Consider the following 26,813-nt stretch of genomic DNA (forward strand, 5'->3'; position numbering starts at 1 on the left):
CTGTGCGGTGCCGGCTTTGGCCTGTTCATGGCGCCGAACAACCGCGCAATACTGTCGTCGGCGCCGCGCCAGCGCAGCGGCAGCGCGGGTGGCATGCTCAGCACCGCGCGGCTGACCGGGCAGATGCTCGGCACGGCGCTCGTCGCGCTGATCTTCGGCGTCGCACCCGGGCACGGGCCGACGATCGCGCTCTATGTCGCCGCCGCGTTCGCGGCTGCCGCGGCCGTCGTCAGCACGCTGCGCATCGCAGCCCCGCACCTGAACGCGTCGGTCTAACCGCATCACATGCGGCGCCCAGCATGTCGAGTGCGTCCGGCACGGCGCTGGCGCGCGCGTCTTCACGCCCGCGTCGGCTCGATTAGCCGGTAGCCGTACGACGCATGGCATTCGACCATCGCGAGGTACGTACGCACCGCTTCGCGTAGACCGGCACAAGATGTGTCTTGTGCCGCCAGCGAATAGAACTGCCAGCAGCGGTTCACGAGAGCACGAATCCATGTCGATTAGAGAACGCAGGTTACCAGCCATGCGCTCTCGTCATGACACGCATGTCAATATTTCGCTTGTGATGCCATTTTTGCAGTCCTAGAGTCAGCCTGTACGCGACGCCATCCAGGCACTCACCCGGCGGATAGATCGGATACCTAACGCACACCCCAGGAGACGGCAATGACAGGATTTAGCTCAGCACGGCGGCAGGCCTTCAAAACGATCGGTGCGGCAGTCGCGGCGTCCGCGCTACCGATGCCCTTCATCAATGTGAGAGCCCAGGAACGCAACTTCGCAGGCAAGACCCTGCGTCTGTTGACCTGGTCGGACGATACGGGCACTGCCGCACTGCACAATATCGCCGCGACCTTCATGGCCAAGACCGGCGCAAAGGTGATTGCCGATCGCGCGGACGGTACCTCCGGGATGGTCGCCAAGGTCAAGGCCGCGGGCGACCGTCCGACCTATGACGTGATCACGCTCGCGGGCGTGGGCGCCGCGGGTCTCGGCGATGCGGGCCTGCTCGTCAAGCCCGATCTCGACAAGCTGCCGAATCTCAAGGACGTGTCCGCGCAGTATCGAACGGGCGCAAACGGCTTTGGTGTCGGTTACCTGCTCTGGTCCGACGGCCTCATCTACAGCACGTCGACCTTCAAGACGCCTCCCTCGTCGTACGAAGCGCTGTGGGACCCCAAGTACGCCGGCCGCCTGTTCCTGCCGCCGCCAGAGTTTGCCGAGGCGGTCGATCTGGCGATCATCGCCGCGAAGATGTCGGGCGGCTCGCAGCAGAACATCGATCCCGGCTTCAAGAAGCTCGCGCAGTTGAAGGATCGCGTCATGACGCTCGGCGAGAATCCGAACCAGGTCGCCGACCTGTTCCGCACGGGTTCGCTCGATATCGGCGGCATCTATTCGCCGGCGTTCTTTCCCGCCCAGATCAGGAAGCCCGAATACAAGATGGGCGTGACCTACGGCATGAAGGAAGGTTTTGCCACGCAACTGCTGTTCACCGTGATTCCGAAGTCGCACCCGGGCGACAGCGACCTCATTCACGCATTCATCAACCATTCGCTCGATGCGGGTGTGCAAGGCCAGATGGCTGCGGACGTCCTGAACGGTCCGGTCAACTCGAAGGCGATGATTCCGGCCGAAGGACGCGCGTATGTGCCGAGTCCGCAGCAAATCGCGGAAAAGGCTTTCCTGCATGACGACAAGGCACTTGCTGTCGTGCAGCCCGCCTGGATCAAGCGCTACACCGAGATCTTCTCGGCATGAACACCATGACCGAACGCTCTTCGCAGCGCGCCGGACCGGGGGCGCCGGACGAGGCGGCGGCACCCTCACCGGGTGCCGCGCTCGCCCGGGCCCGGCCGTGGCTGCTGCTCGCGCCGATCCTCGTGTTTCTCGCGGTGCTCGCCGCGGCGTCGCTCGTCGTGCTGCGCATGAGCTTCGGTACGACCGGCGACGAATGGCGCAGCTTCACGCTGCAGAATTACGCCGATCTCGCCGACAGCTACTTCGTGAAGTCGTTGTTGCTTACGCTGCGGCTCGCGTTTCAGAGCATGGTGTGCGCGGTGCTGCTGGCGATCCCGGTCGCGCTGGCGATGGCGCGCACCGAGTCGCGGCTGGCGCGGCGCCTGCTCCTCGCGGGCGTGCTGTTGCCGCTGCTCGTCAATCTGCTGCTGCAAGGCTATGGCTGGCTGGTGATTCTCGGGCCTGCGGGCTTGCTCAATCACGCATTGCTTGCCAGCGGCGTAATCCAGCGTCCGCTCCAATGGCTTTATCGCGAGCATGGCGTGCTGCTCGGCCTGATCCAGACCGCGTTTCCGCTGGCGGTGCTGCCGTTGTCGAGCGCGATGCGCGCCGTGTCCCGCTCGTACGAAGAAGCCGCGGCAACGCTCGGCGCCACGCGCTGGCAGACGCTGCGCCACGTGATGTTGCCGCTCGCGATGCCCGGGCTTGTCTCCGGCGCGCTGCTCGTCTTCGCCTACAACGCCAGTGCGTTCGCGGTGCCGCTCTTGCTCGGCGGCAGGCGCGTGCCGATGCTCGCCGTGCTGGTGCACGACCAGGTCGCGCCGCTCTTGAACTGGCCGGCTGCCTCGGCGTCCGGCGTGGTGTTGATGGTCGCGACGCTCGTCGTCATGGCGATCTCCCAGCGCCTCGTGCACCGTACGCAACATATCAAGGAGCCGTCTGCATGAGCACCCCAGGCACTTCGCTTCCTCTGCGCGCCCTGCGCCTGCCCGCGACGATGCCGGGCCAGCTCGGCAAGCCCGCGGCGCTGCTCGCCGCGATCGTCCTGTTCCTCGCCGCGCTGCCGATCCTGACGATGATCACGATGTCGTTCAGCGCGTCGGATACGCTCCAGTTTCCGCCGCCCGGCTATAGCCTGCACTGGTATCGGGTGGCATGGCACAGCTTCGTCTCGCCGGATGCGAGCGACGTGCTGTCGATGGGCAGCGCGCTGACCACGAGCCTGATCGTCGCGGGGTCGACGATGATCATCGCGACGCTGGTCTCGGTACCTGCTGCCTATGCATTGAGCCGCTACCGCTTTCGCGGCAAGTCAGCCGTCGAGCAACTGGTGGCGCTGCCGCTCGTCTATCCGCTCGTGATGCTCGGGCTGTCGCTGCTGCTGGTGTTCAACGTGCTGCCCGTCGAGCTCGGCCTGTTCCGGCTCATCATCGCGCACGTGATTCTCGCGCTGCCGTTCACCGTGAAGAACTGCGCGGCCTCGGTGGCGTCGATCGGTCCGGAGTTCGAGGAAGCCGCCTGCGTGATGGGCGCGAGCCCGAGCCGCGCCCTCTTCGACGTGATCCTGCCTTTGATGCGCCCCGGCATCCTGGCCGGCATGCTGTTCGCGTTCATCATCTCGTTCAACGAATTCACGGTGACGTTCTTCCTGTACGGCATCAACACGATGACGCTGCCGATCTGGCTCTACAGCCGCACGGTGTCATCCCTCGACCCGACCGTGTTTTCGTTCGCGGTCTTCATCGTCGCCATCGACTTCGCGCTGATCTGGCTGCTTGAAAAGCTGATTGGCGATGAAGGCGTCGCACTCTAGCGCGCAAGAGCCCAAGGAACCCTCATGACTCATCTGACACTTCAGGCCGTGACCAAGCGCTATAACGCCGCGTACGCCGTCGACCATGTCGATCTGAGCATCCCGGACGGCAAGCTGGTCTGCTTTCTCGGCCCGTCCGGCTGCGGAAAGACGACCCTGCTGCGAATCATCGCCGGACTGGAAACGCCGACGTCGGGCAGCGTGGTTTTCGCCGGCAAGGACATTACGTCCGCGCCGGCCAACAAGCGCGACTTCGGTATGGTGTTCCAGTCGCTCGCGCTGTTTCCGCATATGACGGTCGCGGAAAACATCGCGTATCCGCTGCGGCTGCGCAAGATGGACAAAGCCGCGCAGTCGCGTCGCATTGCCGAACTGCTCGAACTGATCCAGTTGCCGCACATGGCGAACCGGCCGGTCACGCAATTGTCCGGCGGACAGCGGCAACGCGTTGCAATCGCCCGCGCGATCGCTTCCTCGCCGAAACTGCTGCTGCTCGACGAGCCGCTGTCCGCGCTCGACGCCAAACTGCGCGAGGCGATGCAGGTGGAAATCCGCCTGCTGCAACAGCGCCTCGGCATCACGACAATCATGGTCACGCACGACCAGCGCGAAGCGATGACGATGGCCGACGAAATCGTCGTGATGGAAAAAGGCCGGATTGCGCAGGTCGGCAAGCCGCTCGACATCTACCGCAACCCGGTCAGCGAATTTGTCGCCGACTTCATCGGTCTCGGCAACATCCTGCCCGTGACGTACGACAGTCGCGGTGGCGTGAGTCTTCCGGGCGGTCAGCAGATTGTCGTCGCCAATCCGGCGAGCATGCCCGGCGCGACGGGCGACATTCGCCTGCTGATCCGTCCCGAGGACATCTTCGTGAAGCCTGCCTCCAGCGACATCGGTCCCAACCGCCTTGCCGGTACGGTCACCTTCATCCGCGACGTGGGCGCGTCGCTCGAAGCGACGATCGACTGCGCCGGCTTCACGCTGACCGCCGCAACAACCCCGCGCGAAACGCCGGGCCTGGTGCTCGGCATGCCGGTGCTGGCCGAATTGCCGGCGCATGCCTGCAAGCTGATCGCGGCACGCGCGGCTCACTGAATCACCCCGGAGAGCAGCGCGCAAAGACCCATGCGTTCGATTTCAGCGGCTTCGACTTCCAGGCGGGCATGCTCGCGCACGGCGTCGACGGTGCTCGGCGGCTTCGTCGGTATCGAGACGCTTTAGATGTGCGTTTCAGTGATGCGGCCAGAGGTAGCAATACTTCTGGCTGGCTTCCAGATTCTGTTCGACACTGCCGTCTGCGCTCACTTTCTTGATCCAGCCATTCGGGTCCGACTTCGTCGGCGTATCGCCGCAGTTGTTGTGTACCCAGTGAATGCCGCCGCTGAATGGTATGCCGCACAGTTCCAGCTTGTCGCCCACCTCGACGGTGTTCAGCGGCGCCGGAACGCCCTTTTTGTTCTTCTGATAGCCCGACGCGAAGACGTTGTCGATGGCGACATCATAGGTCTTGCCGTCGGTGCCTTTCAGGCTCAGATGCGTGTGCGACAGTTCCACGCCCTTACGGAACATACCGCTCTTGAACTTGGGCGGTGAGACGACCTGACCGGTCAGCATCGTACCGCCTGCGGCTTTGCAGTTGGCAGCGTCGTCGGCGAATGTGCTGGTCGACAGCGTGATAAACAGAAGCGTCAAACTCATCAATGCGAGAGGCTTCATTTCCTTTCTCCGTTCTCCGTCCTTCTGATCTGCCGGCAACGGGAATTTTGAAAAACCCGTCTCACCGCCCGCAATGACACCCAAAGCCTGATGGTCCAAGCGTGCGGTACGCCGATCTAGGGTACCGGATGTCATCGCCAATTTCGCGTTCGTCGGAATCACTGACCCGAAGCGACGGAGCCATGGCCCTCGCTCAAGGGCTGCATTCGGAAAGTGCTGCGCGCCCACTAGATCACGCCGTTACGCGCATCATCGCCCATTCGGTAATTCCGGTTGCTCTGATCTGGATTTCGGTTCACCAGCGGTCTCGCATAAAGCGGATGACGCAAACTACGTACCTCATGTTCGAGCGTGAAGCAATGGGCACCACTCACGGGATCGACGAGTTCCGCGAAGCGATATTGATGAGGTTCTTCGCCGTAAGTCAGACCGCGCGCGGCGAGCCGTGCGTATGGATCGGAAAAGCTGGCGACATAGATCTGGATGTGATGCCCATCGTATTCCGGGCTGGCCGCCAGCGTTTCCGCATAGACGAGTTGCTGACGCGTCCCCACCGCGATAACCGCCTGCTGCAAGCCGTTGCGCTCGCGAAGCTCGACGGACGCACTGAACACGTCGCGGTAAAACGAGGCAATCGATCCCGCACAGCCGGCCGGCACATCGAGCTGCACATACGCCATGCCGAGATCGATGCCGGACCACGAAACGTTCGCCTGATGCGCATCCGGGTCGAGGCAGTCGTAGCGGTTTCCCCATGGACACGTGACCTCTACGCGGTCGACTCGCTCGGTCCATTCGAACGCGGTTCCATCGAGCACGGGCCGAACTGCGCGCAGCCGTTCGAGCAGCGACTGGCGCCTGCCCACGACCAGCCCGACGTGCCCGCGCAGGCGCTGGGCGTCGCCCTGTGGCAAGTGGATCTGAGACCGACCGATGTTGATCCACATATTGTTCACGCCGGTCATCAGATAGGGATCGCGCGTGAGCCCAAGTCCGCTGACATAGAACGCAGTCGCGAGACGCTGGTCCGGAATCGTCAGGTTGACATGCTCGAGCAGCACGAGATTGCCTGTGTCGTCACGTGCGTAATCGAAACGATCCATTTTGATCACCTCAAAGTATTGACGCGGTACGTAACGAGAATCAGGAAGCACCTCTCGCTGTTCTTCGCTACGCCTCCATACGCGCAATCATGCACCGGCCCGGCGCCCGCCACGACATCTTTGCCTGACTTGCCAACCGAACAGTTGGTGCACGCGGATGTGCCCTGCGATCTGCCCCCAAGCGGACGATAACATCCGACAATATGAACGATCGAAACGCATTCGCGCGAGCAGGTTTCGCAAATCGCTGGTTCTGCGCTTCTCCATGTGTGAGCGTCGCCGGCTATTAAACAACGGCTGCATGAGAAGCGTCCCGCCCCACTGCACTGGCAGGCAACTCGAGTTGCACTGGCGTGCAAGCTTCGTCCCTCTCGCTGCGATAGTGTTGTCTCACCCACAAACCTTGCCGAACTTCAAAACGGCTCGGCAAACTCAGGAGACGGCGATGGAAATCAAACCGAAGGTTCGGGAAGAAGCGGTTCAAATCAACGACATTCCGTGGAAACCCTTCCCGGACGCCCTCTCTCGCGGCGGCATCCGCTGGAAGATGCTCCACGCTTCCCCCGAGATGGGCGCGTGGACCGCGATTTTTGACTGTCCGGCTGGCTCGTCTTTCAACGCGCACTTTCACGTCGGTCCGGGCGAATACCTGCTGACGAAAGGCCGCATGGACGTCCGCGGTGGCAGCGAGCACGGCGGCGATACGGTCGTAGCACCAGCGTATGGCTATGAGTCTGCAAACGCACGCCACGACAAGACCTCATTCCCGGTGGACAGCGAGTTCTACATGACGTTCCTGGGACCGCTGTCCTTCATCAAGGAAGATGGCACGCCGATCGTGGTGGTCACCTGGGACGAAGCACAGCGCGCGTACGCGGGCTGAAAAGACTGCTGCTGTCTATGCATGTATCAGCGCGGCCAACGTTGCCGATACATCCCACGGCCCTTTTTGGGGACATTCGACATGTCAAATTCCGCTGAACAGACAGAAGCTGCAACCAGGCAGGTCCTCGACCATCATCTAGGCGCTTTTGCTCATGGCGTGGAGGAGATTCTCAAGGATTACGACGACAGTTCCGCGCTCATTACGCCAGACAAGACATTCCGCGGGCGTGAGGAGATAACGGGCTTCTTCAAGGCCTTCCTTGACGGCGCGGACCCGGCGTTCTGGCCGGCATTCAAGATTACCAGCATGACCACGGTACGCGACGTTGCGTATCTCGCTTGGGAAGCAAAGCCCTGGATCAGCCTGGCAACGGATACGCTGGTCGTCAAGGACGGAAAAATCGCGGTCCAGACGTTCACATCCTTCTCGGCCTGACGGAGCACGTCGAGCGTTCGGTGTTTCGTCTGCAAGGCACGTAGCGTAAAGCCATTCGAAAGTATTACTACAACGAGACAACAACCCCAATAGCACGAAAACCGAACGGCAATCGCAACCGGCTCCAGCTCGGGCAATGGACGAACCATCGCGCGAGGCTTGGCCCGTCGCGGCCGGTTGTAACTTCCAGGAGGATTTATGGACAGACTCAAAGGTAAGGTCGCAATCGTCACGGGCGCAAGTTCGGGATTCGGTCGTGGTATCGCGATGGCGTATGCGGCACAAGGCGCCAACGTGGTTGTCAGTGACGTTCATGAGGCACCGAACAAGGGTGGTTTCGAAGGCGACCCGCAACTGACAACTGCCGCAGCCATTACGGAAGCCGGCGGTAAGGCTCAGTATGTAGCGTGCGACGTGACGAAGCACGACCAGGTCGTCAACCTGGTGAGAGAAACCGTCAGGATTTTCGGCGGCCTGGACATTATGGTGAACAACGCAGGCATCTATCGCGCAGGCAAGCTCGCCCACGAGTTTGCAGTCGAAGACCTCGACGCGTGCTTTGACGTGAATGTAAAGGGGACATGGTTCGGCTGTCAGGAGGCTATCAAGGAGTTTCTGAAGCACGGACGAGGCGGAAATATCGTCAACATCGTTTCGACGGCGGGCTTGCAAGGCCACCCGAAACAGTCCGTCTACAACATATCGAAGGGAGCGGCGGCGAATCTGACCCGCTGTCTCGCGATCGAGTATGGGCGCGACAAAATCCGCGTCAACGGCATCTGCCCAACGTATGCGAAGACGTCGCTGACTCGCGCATTGTTTGACGACAAGGACTTCGACAAAGTGTTCACGGAAGCAATTCCCCTAAAACGCTGGGGCGAGGTTGAAGACATTGCGAATCTGGCGACATTCCTTGCGTCGGACGAGTCGAGTTACATTCACGGCGACCTCATCCGCATCGACGGTGGTGAGACGCTCTGTCGATTCTCGGTTTAACCGGAGGTTCGCGGCGCAGCATCCGAGCCGCGTCGCGCACTACGAAACACGGACGCAAAAAATTGGTCAGAATCATTCACTCCATGGTGTGTGTTCACGACTTCGAGCGTTCGCTGCGGTTTCTTCTTCATTCTTGGCTACGAGATCGAAGTATCGAGCGCTCAGGCATTACGTGCAGGCGTGCGCACGAAGCAAGCGGAAGCAGTCTGATAACTGAGCGGTATAGGATGCCTCCTGTCCGCCTGGTCACGCGAACTCATCCGCCGGCCCGACGCCGACGGTCCTGCGCACATCACCCGGAGAGGCGCCGTACTTTTCCTTGAACGCCCGACAGAAGTGGCTGGACGAATTGAAGCCCCAGCGGAACGCAATCTCCGAGATACGTTGCCGGTTGTAGGCCGGGTCCGTCAACGCCTGCTTGCAGGCGTGCAGCCGCCTGTCCAGCACCCACCCCGAAACGGTCATGTCGCTGCGCTGAAACAGCATATGCAGATAGCGCAGCGAAATGTGATTTGCCTCGGCGATGCGGGTCGGATTCAGATCGTCTTCGTGGAGATGTTGCAGGATGAAGTCCTGCACGCGGCGAAGCATGGCCGCGCTGGCATCAAACGTCGCGGACGGCTGCTGTCCGGATAGTGCGATGCCCAACAGTTCAAGCGTGGACCTGCTGACAGAACCTTGAACGCTCTCATCGAGCCTTTCGATTTCATTTGAGAGCGCGAGAAGGTGGACGGCGAGCAGCGAGCCAACGCCCGTGCGACTTTCGATTTTGCCTCCGGTGGGTGGTTGTTTGCGTTCCGGCAGCCGCTCCCGCATCACTGACCATGGAATCATCAGCGTTACCTTGTGAAGACGCTCGAGAACCTCGAATTCGACAACCTGATCGGTTGTCCAGACGACGACATCCTCGGATACGACCTCCACGCCGGAATCGCCAATCTTGAACCGCTCACGGCCGGCGGTCGTCAGTTGAACCCCAACATAAAGCTCGTCGTCGTGACGTACTTGTCCTCGCGTGCGCTGTCCCCTGCAGGGGTCACAGACCGTCTCGACAATCCCGGCTCCAGCGAAATCGTGTTGTTTGACGTGAGCATAGAACGTGGCGGGCAGGCGATGCGGGACCTGCCATTCCCGATAGCTTGTACTGAGCACCGATTCCCAGGCGTCGGTGCGGTCCCCCAAGGGAACATCGCTGGTTGACCATTCGATCGAGGGATTCTGCACGTCGCGTCTCCTGTCTCCTTGGCGCCGCAGCATCTATCGCGTGCGTGCGCGCACCTCCACGCATCAAAGATACATGCGAAGAGGCATCACTTTCAATACGCGTTACCTCGCCGCGGAACGCTTCGCGGCTCAGGGCCAGGCCCTGCGAAAACGCTTCCGTCGGGATTCAGACGCCCCCGAGCGCGGCAAGGAACTGTAGGACCGCCCCTCTCAGACGAAGCGCAGCTTTGAGGCGCCATCGTCCACAGGCAGCCTGTCGGCCCTCTCTGTTACGTGACGTTCGTCCGGCCGCATGGCTCGAACAGTCAACCACGATGCGTGGGCGACGCTGGCTGGTTTCCATCAAGACAGGAGTGTTGCCTGCCAGAACGACACGGGATTAAGGGTTAACGCTTATTTTGACAATAATCCCTTGTTCTGTCTGCACTTAATTCCGAAGCGCCTGAGGCCTAGACTCCAATCACTGAAACGCAAACGGGTGTTTGCGGAAGAAACGAAGTTGGAGGTAAATATCATGAAACTCGTTCAATCGCTCATCGTCGCTGCTGCCCTTGCAATTCCGGCTATCTCGTCCTTCGCTCAATCGAACCAACCCGTTACCCGCGCGGAAGTGAAGGCGCAATTGGTTCAGATCGAAAAGGCAGGCTACGATCCCGCTGGCGATCAAACGCAATATCCGGCCAACATTCAGGCCGCACAGGCTCGCGTGAACGCTGACAACGGGGCTGCTACGGATTTTGGCGGCGCCACTGACGGCACGTCGGCGTCGGGTACCCATCATTCGCTGCGCTCGTTCGACAGCGCAGTCGCTCGCGTGGGCCACAAGATCGGTGCGTCGGTCCGCCCGGATGCAAACGACGGCATGAAACCCGTGTTTTTCGGCTCGTAATTGGCTGGGTTAATTGCAACAGGGAACCACTGGCCTGCTTGATGGCTCAGAGCCCTGAGTCGTTGAGGTAACACCCTAGAGGCGCGCAACTTGTTTGCGCGCTTTCGCTTTTGCAATCGCAGCCATGATCGCCGGCATCGAACTGACACATCGCATTCGAGAAGGTCAGTTCGAATTGCCAGGCACGCGCGTCAAACCACCTCAAACAGCCCCGCGGCCCCCTGCCCACCGCCGATACACATCGTCACGACGACAAACTTCGCCCCGCGCCGTTTCCCTTCGATCAGCGCATGCCCCGTCAGCCGGGCGCCGGACACGCCATACGGATGCCCCACCGCGATCGCCCCGCCGTTCACGTTCAGCCGCTCGTTGGGGATGCCGAGCTTGTCGCGGCAATAGAGCACCTGCACGGCGAAAGCTTCATTGAGCTCCCACAGGTCGATATCCTCGACCTTCAACCCGGCTTGCTTGAGCAACTTGGGAACGGCGAACACCGGCCCGATGCCCATCTCGTCCGGCTCGCATCCGGCGACAGCAAAACCGCGAAAAATCCCGAGCGGCTGCAGCCCTTCCTTCTCCGCGACCGAAGCGTTCATCACGACGCAAGCCGACGCCCCATCGGAAAACTGGCTCGCATTGCCGGCCGTGACCACGCCACCGGGCATCGCGGTACGAATCTTCGATACGCCTTCGAGCGTCGTATCGGCGCGAATGCCTTCATCGGACGAGAGCGCCACTTCCTTCGTGAAGAGCCGCCCGGACGCCTTCTCGGCGACACCGGCCAACACCGTGATCGGCACGATCTCGGCATCGAAGCGGCCCGCCGCCTGCCCCGCCGCCGCGCGCTGCTGCGACTGCACGCCGTACTCGTCTTGCCGCTCCTTCGAAATCTCGTAGCGCTTCGCGACGTTCTCCGCCGTCTGCAGCATCGACCAGTAAATTTCCGGCTTGTGCTCGGTGAGCCAGCCATCGGCGATCATGTGGCGATTCATCTCGTTCTGCACGCACGAGATCGACTCCACGCCGCCCGCGACATAGACATCGCCCTCGCCCGCGATCACCCGTTGCGCCGCGAGCGCGATGGTCTGCAAGCCCGACGAGCAGAAGCGGTTCACCGTCATGCCCGGCACCGTGACGGGCAGGCCGCCGCGCAGCGCGATCTGCCGCGCGATGTTGGCGCCCGTCGCGCCTTCGGGGTTCGCGCAGCCCATGATCACGTCCTCGACGCGCGCCGGATCGATTCCGGCACGCTCGACGGCGGCCTTCGTTACGTGGCCGCCGAGCGTCGCGCCGTGCGTCATGTTGAGCGCGCCGCGCCAGGATTTGGCGAGGCCCGTGCGTGCTGTCGATACGATTACTGCGTCAGTCATGTTCTCTCCTGCTTCGAATATTCATTCAATGGGGTTGGCGCGTGCCGAGAGCGTTCGAATCGATGCGCTCCACGCCCGCGGCCGTCATGTCTTGCCACGCTTTCGCGAGCGACCCGCCGAGGTCGATTGCGCGGCACGCGTCTTCGATCACCGTGACCGCGAAGCCCGCGCGGCGCGCATCGAGCGCGGACCACGCGACGCAGTAGTCGGTCGCGAGTCCGCACAGGTAGACGCGCGTCACGCCCACGTCGCGCAGATAGCCCGCGAGGCCGGTCGGCGTCCTGCGGTCGGCTTCGACGAACGCCGAGTAGCTGTCGACATCGGCGTGATGGCCCTTGCGGATCACGAGTCGCGCGTGCGGCACGTCGAGATCGCGATGCAGCGCCGCGCCTTCGGTGTCCTGCACGCAATGGGTCGGCCACAGCACCTGCTCGCCGTAGGGCAGCGTCATGGTCTCGAACGGCGCGCGTCCGGCGTGATTGGCCGCAAACGAAATGTGTCCGCGCGGATGCCAGTCCTGCGTCAGCACGACATGCGAAAACTCGCGGGACAGCCGGTTGACGACAGGCACGATCTCATCGCCGTGCGCAACCGCAAGCGCGCCACCCGGCATGAAATCGTATTGAACGTCGACTGCCAAAAGGACTTCGTCTGCGCCTTTCATCATCGGCCTCTACTCATGCGTTGAAGCGTCGATCAGCTAGTGAAGCCCTTGCCCTGCGACGCAAGCTCAGTCACGAGTTTCGCCGGCTTCCATGCATCGCCGTTCGGCTGGGCCGCGTACTTGCGCATCGCGCGCTCGACGTTATAGAGGCCGACCGTATCGGCATACAGCATCGGGCCGCCGCGCCAGAGCGGGAAGCCATAGCCTGTCAGATAGACCATGTCGATATCCGAAGCCTTCGACGCAATGCCTTCTTCGAGGATCTTCGCGCCTTCGTTGACGAGCGAAAACACGAGCCGCTCGACGATTTCCTCGTCGGAAATCTTGCGACGCGCAACGCCCTGCTCCTTCGAATACGCGACGATCATCTCGTCGACGAGTTTCGAAGGCTGCGCATTGCGTTCGCCCGGCTTGTAGTCGTACCAGCCGGCGCCCGTCTTCTGACCGAAGCGGCCGGTCTCGCACAGCCGGTCGGCGATGCGTGAATAATGCAGGTCCGGCTGCTCCTGATAGCGGCGCTTGCGGATCGCCCAGCCGATGTCGTTGCCCGCGAGATCGCTCATGCGGAACGGTCCCATCGCAAAGCCGAACTTCTCGATCGCGCGATCGACCTGCGCCGGCAGCGCGCCTTCTTCGAGCATGAAGAGCGCTTGCCGGATGTACTGCTCGATCATGCGGTTGCCGATGAAGCCGTCACAGACGCCCGAAACCACCGCAGTCTTCCTGATCTTCTTCGCGAGCTGCATGACGGTGGCGAGCACGTCCTTCGCGGTCTTCTCGCCGCGCACGACTTCGAGCAGCTTCATCACGTTGGCCGGGCTGAAGAAGTGCATGCCGACCACATCCTCGGGTCGCTTCGTGAACGCCGCGATCTTGTTGACATCGAGCGTCGACGTATTCGAGGCGAGGATCGCGCCCGGTTTCGCGACTGCATCGATCCGCTTGAACACCTGGTCCTTCACGCCGAGTTCTTCGAACACGGCCTCGATGATGAGATCGGCTTGCGCGAGATCGTCGTAGGCGAGCGTCGGCTTGATCAGCAGAAGGCGCTCTTCGAGCTTCTCGACCGTGAGCTTGCCCTTCTTGACCTGCGCTTCGTAGTTCTTGCGGATGGTGGCAACGCCGCGATCGAGCGCGTCCTGCTTCGTTTCCAGCAGGGTGACCGGCAGCCCCGCGTTGACGAAGTTCATCGCGATGCCGCCGCCCATCGTGCCCGCGCCGATCACGCCGACGCGCTCGATCTTGCGCACGGGCGTCGACGACGGCACGTCGGGAATCTTGCTCGCCGCGCGTTCGCCGAAGAACGCATGGCGCAGCGCACGGCTTTCGGGCGTCTGCACGAGCGCGAGGAAGCATTCGCGCTCGAAGGCGAGGCCCTGGTCGAAGCCGTTCTTCACGCCGGCCTCGACGGCGTCGATGCACTTGTGCGGCGCCGGGAAATTCTTCGCGATTGCCGCAACGCTGTTGCGCGCGAACTGGATGAAGCCCTCGGCGTTCGGATGCTCGATCTTGCGATCGCGCACCTTCGGATGCGGGCCGCTTTGCGCGCCCGCCTGCTTCGCGAACTTCACGGCCTCATCGAGCAAATCGCCTTCCACGATGCGATCGAACAACCCCGTTCCGCCGAGCTTCTCGGACAGCACGGGCGTACCCGACACGATCATGTTCAGCGCGGTCTCGAGCCCGACCGCACGCGGCAGGCGCTGCGTGCCGCCGGCGCCCGGCAGGAGGCCGAGCTTCACTTCGGGCAGCGCGATCTGCGCGCCGGGCGCGGCCACGCGGTAATGCGCGCCGAGCGCGAGTTCGAGCCCGCCCCCCATCGCGACGCTGTGAATCGCCGCGACGACCGGTTTCGCGCTGCCCTCGACCGCCTTGATGACGGTATGCAGCGACGGTTCCTGCAACGCCTTGGGCGTGTTGAATTCGGTGATGTCGGCGCCGCCGGAGAATGCCTTGCCGGCGCCGATGAGCACGATGCCGGAAATCGACGCATCGTCGCGCGCGCGCTCGATGCCCTCGACGATCCCGAGCCGCGTGCTGGCCCCGAGTCCATTGACCGGCGGGTTGTCGAGCGTGATGACGGCGATGCCGTCGCGGACTGTGTAAGCCACTGCCATTTGGTCTGCCTCCATTCGATGCCGCTTGCGTCACGCAAAGCGGCGACGGTGCCTCAAAGTATTTTGAGTTACCGCGCCAGAATACACAAAAAAGAACGATCGTTCAATTTGTGACGACAATCGAATATGGGTGTTTACCCGAACCTCGACGGCTCGGGCGCTGGCAGTCAGGCGCTCAAACGGCTTTTTCGACGGCACTCGGCAGGACGTGATCGCGGTAAATTTCGCGCAGCCGCAGCTTTTGCAGCTTGCCGGTCGCGGTATGCGGCAACTCGTCGGCGAACACGACATCGTCCGGAATCCACCACTTCGCGACCTTGCCCTCGTAGAACGCGAGCAGTTCGTCGCGCGTCACGGTTGCGCCCGGGCGCAGCACGGCGACGACAAGCGGCCGCTCCGTCCACTTCGGATGCGAGCACGCGATGCACGCCGCCTCCGCCACCTGCGGATGCGACACCGCGATGTTCTCCAGGTCGATCGAGCTGATCCATTCGCCGCCGGACTTGATCACGTCCTTGCTGCGGTCGGTGATGTGCATGAAGCCGTCGGCGTCGATCGTGGCGACGTCGCCGGTCGGAAACCAGCCGTCGACGAGCGGTTGTTCGTCGCGGCGATAGTAGCGGTCGATCACCCACGGCCCGCGCACGTGCAGGTCGCCGAACGCGCGGCCGTCCCACGGCAGTTCCTGGCCGTCGTCGCCGACCACTTTCATGTCGACGCCGAAGATCACGCGGCCCTGCTTCTCGCGCGAATGGCGCCGTTCCTCGGGCGAGCGCTGCTTCTGCTGCCCGTTGAGCCGCGCGAGCGTGCCGAGCGGCGACATCTCCGTCATGCCCCACGCGTGGATCACCTCGACGCCGTATTCGTCCTCGAAGGTGCGCAGCATGGCGGGCGGGCACGCCGAGCCGCCGATCACCGTGCGCTTCAACGTCGAGAAGCGCGCGCCGGCCTGCTTCATGTACGTGAGCAGCCCAAGCCAGACGGTCGGCACGCCGGCCGAGTAGGTGACGCCTTCGGCTTCCATCAACTCGTAGAGCGACTTGCCGTCGAGGTCCTTGCCCGGGAACACGAGCTTCGCGCCGACCAGCGGCGCCGCGTGCGGAATGCCCCACGCGTTCACATGGAACATCGGCACGACAGGCAGGATCGCGTCGCTGCACGAGGCGCCCATCGCATCGGGCAACGCTGCGCCATACGCATGCAGCACCGTCGAGCGATGCGAATAGAGCGCGCCCTTCGGATTGCCGGTCGTGCCCGACGTGTAGCAGAGGAACGAGGCCGTGCGTTCGTCGAAGACGGGCCATTCGTAGTCGCCGTCCTGCGCGTTCACGAGCGTCTCGTAGCTCAGCACCGGCACGGCCGGGTCGGTGAGATACGCATCGAGATGCTCGGCGATGCACGACGCATCGCCGAGTGCGATCCAGCCCTTCACCTTCGGGCACTGCGGCGCGATGATGTCGACGAGCGGCGCGAACGTCATGTCGAAGCAGACGTAGGAATCGTCGGCGTGATCGATGATGAACGCGATCTGATCGGGAAAGAGACGCGGATTGATCGTATGGCAGACAGCGCCCATGCCGGTGGTGCCGTAGTAGCACTCGAGATGCCGGTAGGTGTTCCATGCGAGCGTGCCGATGCGCTCGCCCGGCTCGACGCCCAGCGCGATCAGCGCCTGCGCCAACTGCTTCGCGCGCTTTTCGCAGTCGCGATAGGTGTAGCGGTGAATGTCTCCCTCGATACGGCGCGTCACGATCTCGGTATCGCCGTGGTGCCTTGCGGCGTGAGACAACAACGACGATGCCAGCAGCGGTACATCCATCATCTGGCCGTAAAGCGGCGACGTCATGGGCAAAGTCCTCAAGGGTGCGGAGCTGCGTTCCGGCGATTTTCAAGGGTGCTTCACGCGCGTTTCAGCCGTGCCCGCATCGGGTCCTGCAGGCCCGCCGGCGCGGAATTACAATATCGCTTAACTCAGAGGCGCTCAACATGTCGTTTTCCCGAAGCAGCAATGCCGTGCGAGCCGATTCGATCGACGCGCTTTCGATGGACGAACTGGCCGCCGCGATCGATATCGGCCGCCCCGATGCGTTCGTCCAACTTGGCGCCGCATTCCTCACGCGCCTGCCCGCGGCGCCCGTCCCGGATCCCTATCTCGTCGCGGTGTCGGCCGATGCCGCCGCGCAACTCGGCATCGACCCGGCCAGCGTGCAAAAAGTCGCGCAGGACCCGGCGTTCTCGGCGTTCTTCGCGGGCAATCCGACCCGCGAATGGCCCGCCGAAAGGCTTCCCTACGCGACCGTCTATTCGGGGCATCAGTTCGGCGTGTGGGCCGGCCAGCTCGGCGACGGCCGCGCGATCGGCCTGGGCGAAATCGAACACGACGGAAAGCGCCTTGAATTGCAACTGAAGGGCGCGGGCCGCACGCCGTATTCGCGCATGGCCGATGGCCGCGCGGTCCTGCGCTCGTCGATCCGCGAATTCCTGTGCTCGGAAGCGATGCATCACCTCGGCATCCCGACGACGCGCGCGCTGTGCGTCATCGGCTCCGACATGCCCGTGCGCCGCGAGACCATCGAGACATCGGCGATCGTGACGCGCGTGTCACCGAGCTTCGTGCGCTTCGGCCACTTCGAACATTTCTATTCGAACGATCGCGTGGAAGAACTGAAGGCGCTCGCCGATCACGTCATCGACCGCTTCTATCCGCAGTGCCGCGACGCCGATGATCCGTATCTCGCGCTGCTGTCGGAAGTCACGTTGCGCACCGCCGACCTGATGGCGGACTGGCAGGCGGTCGGCTTTTGCCACGGCGTGATGAACACCGACAACATGTCGATCCTCGGCCTCACGATCGACTACGGCCCGTTCGGCTTCATGGACGGCTTCAACGCGCACCACATCTGTAACCACTCCGATACGCAAGGCCGCTACTCGTATAGCCGGCAGCCGCAGGTCGGATACTGGAACCTATTCTGTCTTGCGCAGGCGCTGGTGCCGCTCTTCGGGTCGCACTATCCGGAAGAAGGCCGAAGCGAGCGCGTGATCGAAGATGCGCAGCGTGTGCTCGAAGGCTTCAAGACGGCGTTTGCCCCGGCGCTCGAATCAAGAATGCGCGCGAAGCTCGGGCTTGCCGAGACGCGCGAAGGCGACGACAAGCTCGCGAACGCGCTGCTCGAAGTGATGCACGCGAACCGTGCCGATTTCACGATGACGTTCCGCAATCTGGCGAAGATGTCGAAGGCGGACGCATTGAACGATGCGCCCGCGCGCGACCTGTTCCTCGATCGCGCCGCCTTCGACGCATGGGCGAACGACTATCGCGCGCGGCTGGCGGAAGAAACGCTCAGCGATGCGGAGCGCGCCGCTGCGATGAATCGCGTGAATCCGAAGTACGTGCTGCGCAACCATCTCGCCGAGCAGGCGATTCGTCAGGCGAAGGAAAAGGACTTCTCGGAAGTCGAACGATTGATGCGCGTTCTGAGCCGCCCGTTCGACGAACAACCGGAATTCGAAAGCTACGCGGGCCTGCCGCCCGACTGGGCGAGCGATCTCGAAGTGAGTTGTTCTTCCTGAAACCGCCCTTATCTACATGGCCCACCCAAGGCCGACACTCGATACCGAAGGATTGATATGAACAGAGACGACCTCACCCGCGAAGGCGCGGCTCCCAAGCAAAAGGACGACGAAACCTATCGCCGGGAACTCTCGGACATCCAGTACCAGGTCACGCGCCACGCCGCCACCGAACGGCCGTTCACCGGCCAATACTGGGACCACACCGAGCGCGGCATCTACGACTGCGTGTGTTGCGGCACGCCGCTCTTCGAATCGGACGCGAAGTTCGATGCCGGCTGCGGCTGGCCGAGCTACTTCAAGCCGATCGACGGTGAAGTGATCGCCGAAAAGACCGACCGCTCGCACGGCATGCTGCGCATCGAAGTGGAATGCAAGAATTGCGGTGCGCATCTCGGGCACGTCTTCGAGGACGGCCCGGCACCGACCGGTTTGCGCTATTGCATCAACTCGGCTGCGCTACAATTCGAACCCAAGTAATTCCCGCGGCCGCGCTCCGGTCGACCTGCACGCGTCGTTCGCACTGACCCTGCCTTTAAGGCGGCCGCGCGAACGGCGCGTGCTTTTCACGCGTGTTTTTCACGCCTACGCCCTCCTCGTCCGAACGCCAATGAAATTTCTGTTCGATCTGTTCCCGATCATTCTCTTTTTCGTCGCATTCAAGATCTGGGGCATCTACACGGCGACCGCGGTCGCCATCGTGGCAACGCTCGTACAGATCGCGTGGGTCGCGTTCCGGCACCGCAAGGTCGATGCGATGCTGTGGGTGAGCCTCGGCGTCGTGGTCGTGTTCGGCGGCGCGACGCTCGTGCTGCATAACGACACCTTCATCAAGTGGAAGCCGACGGCGCTCTACTGGCTCTTCGCGGTCGCGCTGATCGTCGCGCAGCTCGGTTTCAAAAAGAACCTGATCGAAGCGATGATGGGCAAGCAGATCGTGCTGCCGCATCGTGTATGGGGACAATTGAACGTCGCGTGGGCCGTGTTTTTCGCGATCCTCGGCATCGTCAACCTGTTTGTCGCCTACAACTTCACGACCGACCAGTGGGTGAACTTCAAGCTGTTCGGCGCGACGGGGTGCCTGTTCGTGTTTATCGTGCTGCAAAGCCTGTGGCTCGCGAAACACATGAAGGAGGACGAGCAATGACGCATCACCTTGGCGATTTCACGAGCGCATCGGCGGCCGACAAGATCGCGCATCTCGAAGCGCGGCTGAACGCGGCGCTGGCGCCGGTGTCGCTCCATATCGACGACGACAGCGCCGCTCATGCCGGCCACGCCGGAGCGGCGTCGGGCAGCCACTACACGGTGACGATCGTATCGGCCCAGTTCGCCGGGAAGCCCCGCGTGGCGCGGCACCGGCTGGTGTATGATGCGCTGGCCGAGGAACTGCGGCGCGGCGTTCACGCGCTCGCGATCAAGGCCTACACGCCCGAGGAATTCGCAGAACAATTCGAATGATCTTCCTCCGGTTTTCACGCGCTGTTCACCCGCTGTTCACCTTTAAACTCGCCTCATCAGGCTTCTGTTGCCCAGTTAGGAACTTCCGATGACTTTGAAAAAAACCCGTGTCTGGGTGTTGCTGGCTGCGTTCGCGGCGGTGCCCGCATTCGCGCAAAACATCGCCGTCGTGAACGGCACGCCGATTCCGAAAGCGCGCGTCGATGCGCTCGTGAGCCAGCTCGTCCAGCAGGGTCAGACGGACTCGCCGCAATTGCAGGCGGCGGTGCGCGAGGAGCTGATCAATCGCGAGATCCTGATGCAGGAAGCCGCGCGTCGCGGTATCGCGACGCGTCCCGACGTGAGGGCGCAACTCGCCGTCGCGCAGCAGTCGGTGGTGCTGCGCGCGATGATCGAAGACTTCGTGAAGACCCACACCCCGACCGACGCCGAGATCAAGGCGCGCTACGACGATCTCGTGAAGCAGGCGGGCGGCGGCAAGGAATTGCATCTGCATCACATTCTCGTCGAGGACGAAGCGCAAGCGAAGGACCTGATCGCGAAGATCAAGGCAGGCGCGAGCTTCGAGGATCTGGCGAAGCAATATTCGAAGGACCCGGGATCGGGCAAGAACGGCGGCGATCTCGACTGGTCGAGCCCGCAGGCTTACGTACCCGAGTTCGGCGCCGCGGCGCAGAAGCTGAAAAAGGGTGAAGTGACGCCGGAGCCGGTGAAGACGCAGTTCGGCTGGCACATCATCCGTCTCGACGACACGCGCGATATCCCGCCGCCGCCGCTGGAGCAGGTAAAGCCGCAGATCGCCAAGCAGATCGAGCAGGAGAAGCTGCAGGCGTTCGAGGAAGGGTTGAGGCAGAAGGCGGTGATCAAGTAAGTCGCTTTGCCGGCTTCACAAAAAATGCGGCCCCTTGTTATCAAGGGGCCGCATTTTTATTTCCGGCCTGGTTTCCGTCTCAGCGACGAATTATCCAATCCACCGCCGCGCATTCTGAAACACACGCAGCCACGGGCTTGCGTCGATCGTCCACTCCTCCGGCGTCCAGCTCATCTGCACGTTGCGATGCACGCGTTCCGTGTGCGGCATCAGCACCGTGAAGCGCCCATCCGGTGTCGTCACCGACGTGATGCCTTCCGGCGATCCATTCGGATTGAACGGATAACGCTCCGTAGCCTTGCCCTGATGATCGACGAAACGCATCGCCACGTGCGCCTTCGACACATCGCCCTGCTGCGAGAAGTCCGCGAAACCTTCGCCGTGCGCCACCGCCACCGGGATGCGCGAGCCTTCCATGCCGGCAAAGAAGATCGACGGCGAGCCCTGCACTTCCACGAGCGAGAAGCGCGCTTCGAACTGCTCCGACTTGTTGCGCGTGAACTTCGGCCAGGCGTCGGCACCGGGGATGATCGACGCGAGGCTGCTCATCATCTGGCAGCCGTTGCAGATGCCGAGCGCGAACGTATCGGTGCGGCCGAAGAACGCGGCGAATAGGTCCGCGAGACGCGGATTGAAGCGGATCGTCTTCGCCCAGCCTTCGCCGGCGCCGAGCACGTCACCGTAGGAGAAGCCGCCGCACGCCACCGCGCCCGCGAAGTCCGCGAGCGTGACGCGCCCGTCGAGCAAGTCGCTCATGTGGACGTCGTGCGCGTCGAAGCCGGAACGATCGAACGCGTAGGCCGTCTCCAGATGCGAGTTGACGCCCTGCTCGCGCAGGATCGCCACGCGCGGGCGCGCGCCCTTGCCCACAAAAGGCGCCGCCACATCCTGCGCCGGATCGAAGGTCAATACGGGCGAAATGCCTGGATCGTTCGCATCGAGCAGCGCGTCGTATTCGGCATCGGCGCACGCGGGGTTGTCGCGCAGACGCGCGATGCGCCAGCTCACCTCGCTCCACGCGCGATGCAATTCGACGCGCGGCGCACCGTAGATCTTCTTCGCGTCGCGATAGATTTCGATCGTGTCGTGCTCGTTCGGCTTGCCGATTACATGCGAGCACGCCGACAAACCGTGCTCGCGCAGCGCGATGAGCACGGCATCGCGATCCGCCGCCCGCACCTGCACGACCGCGCCGAGTTCTTCCGAGAACAGCGCGCGGATCGTGCGGTCCTCGCGGCGGCCGCTCGTCTGCTTCGCCCAGTCCTTCGCGTCGCCGTAGTCGGATTCATGGTTCGGATCGAGCGTCAGCATGTCGACGTTCAGCGACACGCCCACGTGCCCCGCGAACGCCATTTCGCAGACCGTCGCCCACAGGCCGCCGTCCGAGCGGTCGTGGTACGCGAGCAGCTTGCCGTCGACGTTGAGCGACTGGATCGCGGTGAAGAAACGCGTGAGGTCTTCGGCGTCGTCGACATCGGGCACCGTGTCGCCGACCTGCTGCGTCACCTGCGCAAAGATGCTGCCGCCGAGGCGATTGCGGCCACGGCCGAGATCGATCGCGATCAGCACCGTGTCGGTGTCGTTGCGCAATTGCGGCGTGAGCTGGCGGCGCACGTCCTCGACCGGCGCGAACGCCGAGATGATCAGCGACACCGGCGACACCACTTCCTTCGCCGCGCCCGTCGCGTCCTGCCACTTGGTGCGCATCGACAGCGAATCCTTGCCGACCGGAATGCTGATGCCGAGCGCCGGGCACAGTTCCATGCCGATGGCCTTCACGGTATCGAAGAGCGCGGCGTCCTCGCCCGCGCTGCCGCACGCGGCCATCCAGTTCGCCGAGAGCTTCAACTTCTTCAGCGACTCGATCGGCGCGGCGGCGATGTTCGTCACCGCTTCACCGACCGCCATGCGGCCCGACGCGGGCGCATCGATGACGGCGAGCGGCGTGCGCTCGGCCATCGTCATCGCTTCGCCGCGAAAGCCCGCGTAATCCATCGTCGTGATCGCGCAGTCGGCGACGGGCACCTGCCACGGGCCGACCATCTGGTCGCGCGCCGTCGTGCCGCCGACCGAGCGGTCGCCGATCGTGATGAGGAACGACTTGCTCGCGACCGTCGGGTGTTTGAGCACGTCGACGGCGATTTCCGTCAGCGGCACGCCGGTCACGTCCACCGGATCGAACTTCACCGACTCGCGCTTCACGTCGCGGTGCATCTTCGGCGGCTTGCCGAGGAGCACGTCCATCGGCATGTCGACGGGCTGCTGGCCGTCGTTTTCATCGTCGATCAGCTTCAACTGGCGCTCTTCGCTCGCCACGCCGACCACCGCGACCGGGCAGCGCTCGCGCTCGCAGACCGCTTCGAACGCGGGCAGATCGGCGGGCGCGATCGCGAGGACATAGCGCTCCTGCGCCTCGTTCGACCAGATTTCGCGCGGCGACAAGCCGCTTTCTTCGAGCTGCACACGGCGCAGTTCGAAACGCGCGCCCTTGCCCGCGCCATCGACGAGTTCCGGGAACGCATTCGAAATGCCGCCCGCGCCGACGTCGTGGATCGACAGGATCGGGTTCTTCTCGCCAAGTTGCCAGCACGCGTTGATCACTTCCTGCGCGCGGCGCTGGATTTCCGGATTGCCGCGCTGGACCGAATCGAAATCGAGCTCGGCGGTGTTCGCGCCAGTCGCCATCGAGCTTGCTGCGCCGCCGCCCATGCCGATGCGCATGCCCGGACCGCCGATCTGGATCAGCAGCGTGCCCGCCGGCAGGTCCATCTTGTGCGTGTGCTGATCGGAGATATTGCCGATGCCGCCCGCGATCATGATCGGCTTGTGATAGCCGCGCACGCGCCCCGCGACGTTCTGCTCGTAAGTGCGGAAATAGCCGCCGAGGTTCGGCCGGCCGAATTCGTTGTTGAATGCCGCCGCGCCGATCGGGCCGTCGATCATGATCTGCAACGGTGACGCGATGCGGTCCGGCCGGCCATACGGTTCGGTCGCGTCGGCGGGATTGCGCTGCGGAACCGGCGTCGCGCTGTCGCGGGCGCTTTCCCACTTCTGGCGCGCGTCCGGCAAGTCGAGATTCGACACCGTGAAGCCCGCGAGACCGGCCTTCGGACGCGCGCCGCGCCCGGTTGCGCCTTCGTCGCGGATTTCGCCGCCCGAGCCGGTTGCCGCGCCCGCGAACGGCGAAATGGCGGTCGGGTGATTGTGCGTCTCGACCTTCATCAGCGTATGCGTCAGTTCGACGTTGCGCTCGTAGTGCTCGCTCGCGCCGCGCGGGAACCAGCGTTCCGCGATGCCGCCCGCCATGATCGCCGAGTTGTCCGAATACGCGACGATCGTGCCTTCGTGATTCAGCTTCTCGGTATTGCGGATCATCTGGAACAGCGAGATGTCCTGCTTTTCGCCGTCGATGGTCCATTCGCCGTTGAAAATCTTGTGGCGGCAGTGTTCGCTGTTCGCCTGCGCGAACATCATCAGTTCGACGTCGGTCGGGTTGCGCTCCAGCGACTTGAACGCGTCGACAAGATAGTCGATTTCGTCGTCGGCGAGCGCGAGCCCCAGTTCCACGTTTGCCGCTTCCAGCGCACTGCGTCCGTCACCCAGGATATCGACGGTTTGCAGCGGCTTGGCCGGCAGTTCGTCGAAGAGATGCAGCGCGTGATCGCGCGAGGGCGCCACGCTTTCCGTCATGCGGTCGTGCAGCGCCGCCGCGACCTGCGCGCGGTCTTCGTCCGATAGGGTCTTCTTGCCGAGCAGCCCGCTTTTCATGACCACCGCATATTCGACGCCGCGCTCGATGCGGCGCACTTGCGTGAGCCCGCAGTGATGCGCGATGTCGGTCGCCTTGCTCGCCCACGGCGACACCGTGCCAAAGCGCGGCACGACCATGAATGTCGCGACGTTGCCGCGCTCCTTCTGTTCCTCGAACGGCGCGCCGTAGTGCATCAGCGCGTGAATGCGGTTGGTGTCCTCGTCGGAGAGCGGTTCAGCCGAATTGACGAAATGCAGGTACTGGCCGCGCACGCCGACGATATTCGAATCGATGCGGGCAAGGGTTTCGAGGAGACGGGCTTGACGGAAATCGGAGAGAGCCGAAGCGCCGGGGAAACACGAGAAGTGGGCCATTGTGACGGTGCGTCGATGACGTCGATGGGCCGTTCGTAGCTTGCAAACGAAGCGGCGTGAGGCGAAGGGAAGACCCGGATTATAACCCGGAAGTGTCTCGAAATCGGCCGGGCGGGCCGCCGGGAACCCGCCGGGAGCGCCAGCCGACGCCGCTTGCGACGTTCCTGCCCGCGCCCCGTTCTGCATCCTGAAAATGGTCCGGCGCGAAAATATCACGCAATTTTTTGAGCCCGGCGCGACGCCTGCCGCACCTCGTTCGCCACGTCAGAGAAGGGCGTTGCGCACCGTCGCGGGAACCGGCCTCCGTCCCGGCGCGGCGCGTTTGGCGCTATCATGGCGCGCTTTCATCGGGCGGAGTCGCGCGTGTGTTTTTCCGGCGCGCCGGCCCGTCATACTTCACAGCAACGCTCGCGAAGACCCCGCGCCAGACCATCAGCCGCGCGCTTCGCGAGTGTCACGCCTTCGGGCGCAAAAGAATCATGGATGTCATCGTCATCGGCGGCGGTATCGGCGGTATCGCCACCGCTTATCAATTGCATGCGGCAGGACACCGCGTTTGCGTGATCGAGCGCCACGCCACGGTCGCACAGGGCGCGACCTACGGGCATGGCGGCCCCATGCTGCCGTCGCCGCTCGACGTCTGGTTCGGGCCGACGTTCATGGGCACGCGCCGCGCCAATAAGACAGGCATCGTGTTCAAGCCGGGCTTTGACACCGCGACCCGCGATTTCGCCAAAAAGCTCGCCCTCCTGCGCGATCCCGACGCGTTCGCCGCCCAGTACGCGCGCCTGCGGCCGCTCGTCGATCTGTCGCGGCGGATGATCGGCGAGATCGAAGCGGCCTTCGATCTCGACTACGAACAGCGCACGGGCGTGCTGCATGTGTTCCGGCGCGAGCGCGAACTCGAACAGGCCGCGCCGGCGATCGAACTGCTCAAGCGCTTCGACGTGCCGCATCGCGTGCTGACGCCGGAGGAATGCATCGCCGCCGAGCCGTCGGTGCCCGGCGATCCGCCGTTTGCCGGCGGCGTGCTGCTCACGGACGAACGCACGGCGAATTGCCCGCTCTTCACCAAGCAGTTGAAGCAGATCCTCGAAGAGCGCGGCGTGGAGTTCAGGCTCGGCCGCGAGGCCGCGTCGATTCGTCTCGACGGGAGCCGCGCGGCCGTCGAACTGATGCCGCTCGATAGTGCGCTGAATGGCGCGCGCGAAGTCGAACTGATCGCCGCCGATGCCATCGTGGTCGCGGCGGGCATCGGCACGCCGGGGCTGCTCGGGCGGGTGAACGCAAAGCTGCCGCTGCACCCGCTGCGCCTGCACACGCTGACCGCGCCGATCGCCTACGAGGAGCACGCGCCGCACATCACCGTTGTCGATTCGATCAAGCGCATCGCGATGACGCGCGTGAACCAGCGCCTGCGAGTGGCGGGCGGCGCGGTGCTGCAGAGCGAGGCGAAGACCGTCAGGCCGCTCGGCGCCGGCCTCGTCGACCGCGTGATCGCGCTCCTCGGCCAGGGCACGCACGACTGGATTCCGGGCGCCGCGAAGGTATCGGCGGCGCGCACCTGGGAAGGCCTGCGCCTCTTGTCGCCCGACGGCCTGCCGGTCGTCGGCGCGACGGACCACGCGCGGGTCTTCGTCAACGCCGCGCACGGGCCGGCGGGCTGGGGCCTCGCTTGCGGGTCTGCTAAAGTGGTCGCGGATCTCGTTTCCGGACTCACCCCCGACATTCCCGCCGATACCCTCGCGGCATTGCGCATCGACCGGTTCTGACGATCCCGGCGGACGCCGCAAGAGCGAGGCGAGGCGCGGGTGCCGCTCACTT

General features: G+C 63.5%; 22 protein-coding genes and 1 pseudogene. 15 read left to right on the top strand and 8 right to left on the bottom strand.

Annotated features, from left to right (window positions below; all coding sequences use genetic code 11):
- From AWB68_RS18145 to AWB68_RS18165, 5 genes and pseudogenes are all read left to right on the top strand, one after another.
- Nucleotides 1-276 (top strand): annotated as a pseudogene (locus AWB68_RS18145) (MFS transporter); the annotation flags it as partial.
- A gap of 393 nt (nucleotides 277-669) precedes the next feature.
- Nucleotides 670-1,764 (top strand): ABC transporter substrate-binding protein, encoded by a 1,095-nt coding sequence (locus AWB68_RS18150; protein ID WP_087645734.1) that lies wholly within the window; start codon nucleotides 670-672, stop codon nucleotides 1,762-1,764.
- Nucleotides 1,761-2,690: an ABC transporter permease gene (locus AWB68_RS18155; RefSeq protein WP_087645735.1), complete on the top strand. Its 930-nt coding sequence runs from the start codon at nucleotides 1,761-1,763 to the stop codon at nucleotides 2,688-2,690. The genes AWB68_RS18150 and AWB68_RS18155 overlap by 4 nt, the downstream gene beginning before the upstream one ends.
- Entirely contained in the window at nucleotides 2,687-3,556 is an 870-nt protein-coding gene (locus tag AWB68_RS18160) for an ABC transporter permease (protein ID WP_087645736.1), read from the top strand. Before AWB68_RS18155 ends, AWB68_RS18160 begins: the two co-directional genes overlap by 4 nt.
- Nucleotides 3,557-3,580: 24 nt before the next feature.
- Nucleotides 3,581-4,654, top strand: coding sequence for an ABC transporter ATP-binding protein (locus AWB68_RS18165; protein WP_087645737.1), 1,074 nt, complete (start codon nucleotides 3,581-3,583; stop codon nucleotides 4,652-4,654).
- A 135-nt stretch (nucleotides 4,655-4,789) separates the two neighbouring features.
- Here AWB68_RS18165 and AWB68_RS18170 read toward each other — a convergent pair whose 3' ends face one another.
- Nucleotides 4,790-5,410 (bottom strand): hypothetical protein, encoded by a 621-nt coding sequence (locus AWB68_RS18170; RefSeq protein WP_235028400.1) that lies wholly within the window; start codon nucleotides 5,408-5,410, stop codon nucleotides 4,790-4,792.
- A gap of 92 nt (nucleotides 5,411-5,502) precedes the next feature.
- The gene (locus AWB68_RS18175) at nucleotides 5,503-6,378 is read right to left on the bottom strand and encodes a VOC family protein (protein WP_087645738.1); all 876 of its coding nucleotides are present in this window, start codon (nucleotides 6,376-6,378) and stop codon (nucleotides 5,503-5,505) included.
- Nucleotides 6,379-6,823: 445 nt separating this feature from the next.
- On the opposite strand from AWB68_RS18175, the gene AWB68_RS18180 reads away from it, so the two are divergent.
- From AWB68_RS18180 to AWB68_RS18190, 3 genes are all read left to right on the top strand, one after another.
- On the top strand, nucleotides 6,824-7,261 hold the full coding sequence (locus AWB68_RS18180; RefSeq protein WP_087645739.1) for a 2,4'-dihydroxyacetophenone dioxygenase family protein: 438 nt from the start codon (nucleotides 6,824-6,826) through the stop codon (nucleotides 7,259-7,261).
- 81 nt (nucleotides 7,262-7,342) lie between these two features.
- Complete coding sequence (locus AWB68_RS18185) at nucleotides 7,343-7,699, top strand: hypothetical protein (RefSeq protein WP_087645740.1); 357 nt, start codon at nucleotides 7,343-7,345, stop codon at nucleotides 7,697-7,699.
- Nucleotides 7,700-7,897: 198 nt separating this feature from the next.
- On the top strand, nucleotides 7,898-8,695 hold the full coding sequence (locus AWB68_RS18190) for an SDR family NAD(P)-dependent oxidoreductase (RefSeq protein ID WP_087645741.1): 798 nt from the start codon (nucleotides 7,898-7,900) through the stop codon (nucleotides 8,693-8,695).
- A gap of 246 nt (nucleotides 8,696-8,941) precedes the next feature.
- On the opposite strand, the gene AWB68_RS18195 is transcribed toward AWB68_RS18190, so the two are convergent.
- Complete coding sequence (locus tag AWB68_RS18195; RefSeq protein WP_235028401.1) at nucleotides 8,942-9,919, bottom strand: helix-turn-helix domain-containing protein; 978 nt, start codon at nucleotides 9,917-9,919, stop codon at nucleotides 8,942-8,944.
- Nucleotides 9,920-10,433: 514 nt separating this feature from the next.
- Between AWB68_RS18195 and AWB68_RS18200 the strand changes: the two genes are divergently transcribed.
- On the top strand, nucleotides 10,434-10,808 hold the full coding sequence (locus tag AWB68_RS18200) for a DUF4148 domain-containing protein (RefSeq protein ID WP_087645781.1): 375 nt from the start codon (nucleotides 10,434-10,436) through the stop codon (nucleotides 10,806-10,808).
- A 191-nt stretch (nucleotides 10,809-10,999) separates the two neighbouring features.
- Here AWB68_RS18200 and AWB68_RS18205 read toward each other — a convergent pair whose 3' ends face one another.
- The 4 genes from AWB68_RS18205 to AWB68_RS18220 form a co-directional block, all read right to left on the bottom strand.
- Nucleotides 11,000-12,178, bottom strand: a complete 1,179-nt coding sequence (locus tag AWB68_RS18205; protein WP_087645743.1) for an acetyl-CoA C-acyltransferase — start codon at nucleotides 12,176-12,178, stop codon at nucleotides 11,000-11,002.
- Nucleotides 12,179-12,203: 25 nt separating this feature from the next.
- The gene (pncA, locus tag AWB68_RS18210) at nucleotides 12,204-12,842 is read right to left on the bottom strand and encodes a bifunctional nicotinamidase/pyrazinamidase (protein ID WP_087645782.1); all 639 of its coding nucleotides are present in this window, start codon (nucleotides 12,840-12,842) and stop codon (nucleotides 12,204-12,206) included.
- Nucleotides 12,843-12,874: 32 nt separating this feature from the next.
- Nucleotides 12,875-14,959, bottom strand: a complete 2,085-nt coding sequence (locus tag AWB68_RS18215) for a 3-hydroxyacyl-CoA dehydrogenase NAD-binding domain-containing protein (RefSeq protein ID WP_087645744.1) — start codon at nucleotides 14,957-14,959, stop codon at nucleotides 12,875-12,877.
- Between the two features lie 175 nt (nucleotides 14,960-15,134).
- Nucleotides 15,135-16,805 carry a 3-(methylthio)propionyl-CoA ligase gene (locus AWB68_RS18220; protein WP_087645745.1) on the bottom strand — a complete coding sequence of 557 codons (1,671 nt, stop codon included), beginning with the start codon at nucleotides 16,803-16,805 and terminating at the stop codon, nucleotides 15,135-15,137.
- 140 nt (nucleotides 16,806-16,945) lie between these two features.
- On the opposite strand from AWB68_RS18220, the gene AWB68_RS18225 reads away from it, so the two are divergent.
- The 5 genes from AWB68_RS18225 (at nucleotide 16,946) to AWB68_RS18245 (ending at nucleotide 20,864) form a co-directional block, all read left to right on the top strand.
- Complete coding sequence (locus AWB68_RS18225) at nucleotides 16,946-18,532, top strand: protein adenylyltransferase SelO (RefSeq protein ID WP_087645746.1); 1,587 nt, start codon at nucleotides 16,946-16,948, stop codon at nucleotides 18,530-18,532.
- 57 nt (nucleotides 18,533-18,589) lie between these two features.
- Nucleotides 18,590-19,012 carry a peptide-methionine (R)-S-oxide reductase MsrB gene (msrB, locus tag AWB68_RS18230; protein WP_087645747.1) on the top strand — a complete coding sequence of 141 codons (423 nt, stop codon included), beginning with the start codon at nucleotides 18,590-18,592 and terminating at the stop codon, nucleotides 19,010-19,012.
- Between the two features lie 130 nt (nucleotides 19,013-19,142).
- The gene (locus AWB68_RS18235; protein ID WP_087645748.1) at nucleotides 19,143-19,679 is read left to right on the top strand and encodes a septation protein A; all 537 of its coding nucleotides are present in this window, start codon (nucleotides 19,143-19,145) and stop codon (nucleotides 19,677-19,679) included.
- Nucleotides 19,676-19,993: a BolA family protein gene (locus AWB68_RS18240; protein ID WP_087645749.1), complete on the top strand. Its 318-nt coding sequence runs from the start codon at nucleotides 19,676-19,678 to the stop codon at nucleotides 19,991-19,993. Before AWB68_RS18235 ends, AWB68_RS18240 begins: the two co-directional genes overlap by 4 nt.
- A gap of 88 nt (nucleotides 19,994-20,081) precedes the next feature.
- Nucleotides 20,082-20,864: a peptidylprolyl isomerase gene (locus AWB68_RS18245; RefSeq protein ID WP_087645750.1), complete on the top strand. Its 783-nt coding sequence runs from the start codon at nucleotides 20,082-20,084 to the stop codon at nucleotides 20,862-20,864.
- Nucleotides 20,865-20,954: 90 nt separating this feature from the next.
- Here the strand turns inward: AWB68_RS18245 and purL are convergent, their stop codons facing one another.
- Nucleotides 20,955-24,989, bottom strand: coding sequence for a phosphoribosylformylglycinamidine synthase (purL, locus tag AWB68_RS18250; protein WP_087645751.1), 4,035 nt, complete (start codon nucleotides 24,987-24,989; stop codon nucleotides 20,955-20,957).
- 479 nt (nucleotides 24,990-25,468) lie between these two features.
- Here purL and AWB68_RS18255 point away from each other — a divergent pair, with 479 nt between their 5' ends.
- Entirely contained in the window at nucleotides 25,469-26,761 is a 1,293-nt protein-coding gene (locus AWB68_RS18255; protein ID WP_087645783.1) for an FAD-dependent oxidoreductase, read from the top strand.
- Nucleotides 26,762-26,813 lie beyond the last annotated feature (52 nt).

The organism is Caballeronia choica (genome assembly GCF_001544535.1).
In the GTDB taxonomy this organism is placed as follows: Bacteria; Pseudomonadota; Gammaproteobacteria; order Burkholderiales; family Burkholderiaceae; genus Caballeronia; species Caballeronia choica.

What these genes read in the sequence shown, in the direction of transcription:
- AWB68_RS18240 (WP_087645749.1), top strand. Translation starts at nt 19,676, where the DNA reads ATGACGCATCACCTTGGCGATTTCACGAGCGCATCGGCGGCCGACAAG.
- msrB (WP_087645747.1), top strand. Translation starts at nt 18,590, where the DNA reads ATGAACAGAGACGACCTCACCCGCGAAGGCGCGGCTCCCAAGCAAAAG.
- AWB68_RS18200 (WP_087645781.1), top strand. Translation starts at nt 10,434, where the DNA reads ATGAAACTCGTTCAATCGCTCATCGTCGCTGCTGCCCTTGCAATTCCG.
- AWB68_RS18155 (WP_087645735.1), top strand. Translation starts at nt 1,761, where the DNA reads ATGAACACCATGACCGAACGCTCTTCGCAGCGCGCCGGACCGGGGGCG.
- AWB68_RS18180 (WP_087645739.1), top strand. Translation starts at nt 6,824, where the DNA reads ATGGAAATCAAACCGAAGGTTCGGGAAGAAGCGGTTCAAATCAACGAC.
- AWB68_RS18235 (WP_087645748.1), top strand. Translation starts at nt 19,143, where the DNA reads ATGAAATTTCTGTTCGATCTGTTCCCGATCATTCTCTTTTTCGTCGCA.
- AWB68_RS18165 (WP_087645737.1), top strand. Translation starts at nt 3,581, where the DNA reads ATGACTCATCTGACACTTCAGGCCGTGACCAAGCGCTATAACGCCGCG.
- AWB68_RS18185 (WP_087645740.1), top strand. Translation starts at nt 7,343, where the DNA reads ATGTCAAATTCCGCTGAACAGACAGAAGCTGCAACCAGGCAGGTCCTC.
- AWB68_RS18160 (WP_087645736.1), top strand. Translation starts at nt 2,687, where the DNA reads ATGAGCACCCCAGGCACTTCGCTTCCTCTGCGCGCCCTGCGCCTGCCC.
- AWB68_RS18175 (WP_087645738.1), bottom strand. Translation starts at nt 6,378, where the DNA reads ATGGATCGTTTCGATTACGCACGTGACGACACAGGCAATCTCGTGCTG.
- AWB68_RS18225 (WP_087645746.1), top strand. Translation starts at nt 16,946, where the DNA reads ATGTCGTTTTCCCGAAGCAGCAATGCCGTGCGAGCCGATTCGATCGAC.
- AWB68_RS18205 (WP_087645743.1), bottom strand. Translation starts at nt 12,178, where the DNA reads ATGACTGACGCAGTAATCGTATCGACAGCACGCACGGGCCTCGCCAAA.
- AWB68_RS18170 (WP_235028400.1), bottom strand. Translation starts at nt 5,410, where the DNA reads ATGACATCCGGTACCCTAGATCGGCGTACCGCACGCTTGGACCATCAG.
- AWB68_RS18215 (WP_087645744.1), bottom strand. Translation starts at nt 14,959, where the DNA reads ATGGCAGTGGCTTACACAGTCCGCGACGGCATCGCCGTCATCACGCTC.
- AWB68_RS18255 (WP_087645783.1), top strand. Translation starts at nt 25,469, where the DNA reads ATGGATGTCATCGTCATCGGCGGCGGTATCGGCGGTATCGCCACCGCT.
- AWB68_RS18220 (WP_087645745.1), bottom strand. Translation starts at nt 16,805, where the DNA reads ATGACGTCGCCGCTTTACGGCCAGATGATGGATGTACCGCTGCTGGCA.
- purL (WP_087645751.1), bottom strand. Translation starts at nt 24,989, where the DNA reads ATGGCCCACTTCTCGTGTTTCCCCGGCGCTTCGGCTCTCTCCGATTTC.
- AWB68_RS18150 (WP_087645734.1), top strand. Translation starts at nt 670, where the DNA reads ATGACAGGATTTAGCTCAGCACGGCGGCAGGCCTTCAAAACGATCGGT.
- AWB68_RS18245 (WP_087645750.1), top strand. Translation starts at nt 20,082, where the DNA reads ATGACTTTGAAAAAAACCCGTGTCTGGGTGTTGCTGGCTGCGTTCGCG.
- AWB68_RS18190 (WP_087645741.1), top strand. Translation starts at nt 7,898, where the DNA reads ATGGACAGACTCAAAGGTAAGGTCGCAATCGTCACGGGCGCAAGTTCG.
- pncA (WP_087645782.1), bottom strand. Translation starts at nt 12,842, where the DNA reads ATGAAAGGCGCAGACGAAGTCCTTTTGGCAGTCGACGTTCAATACGAT.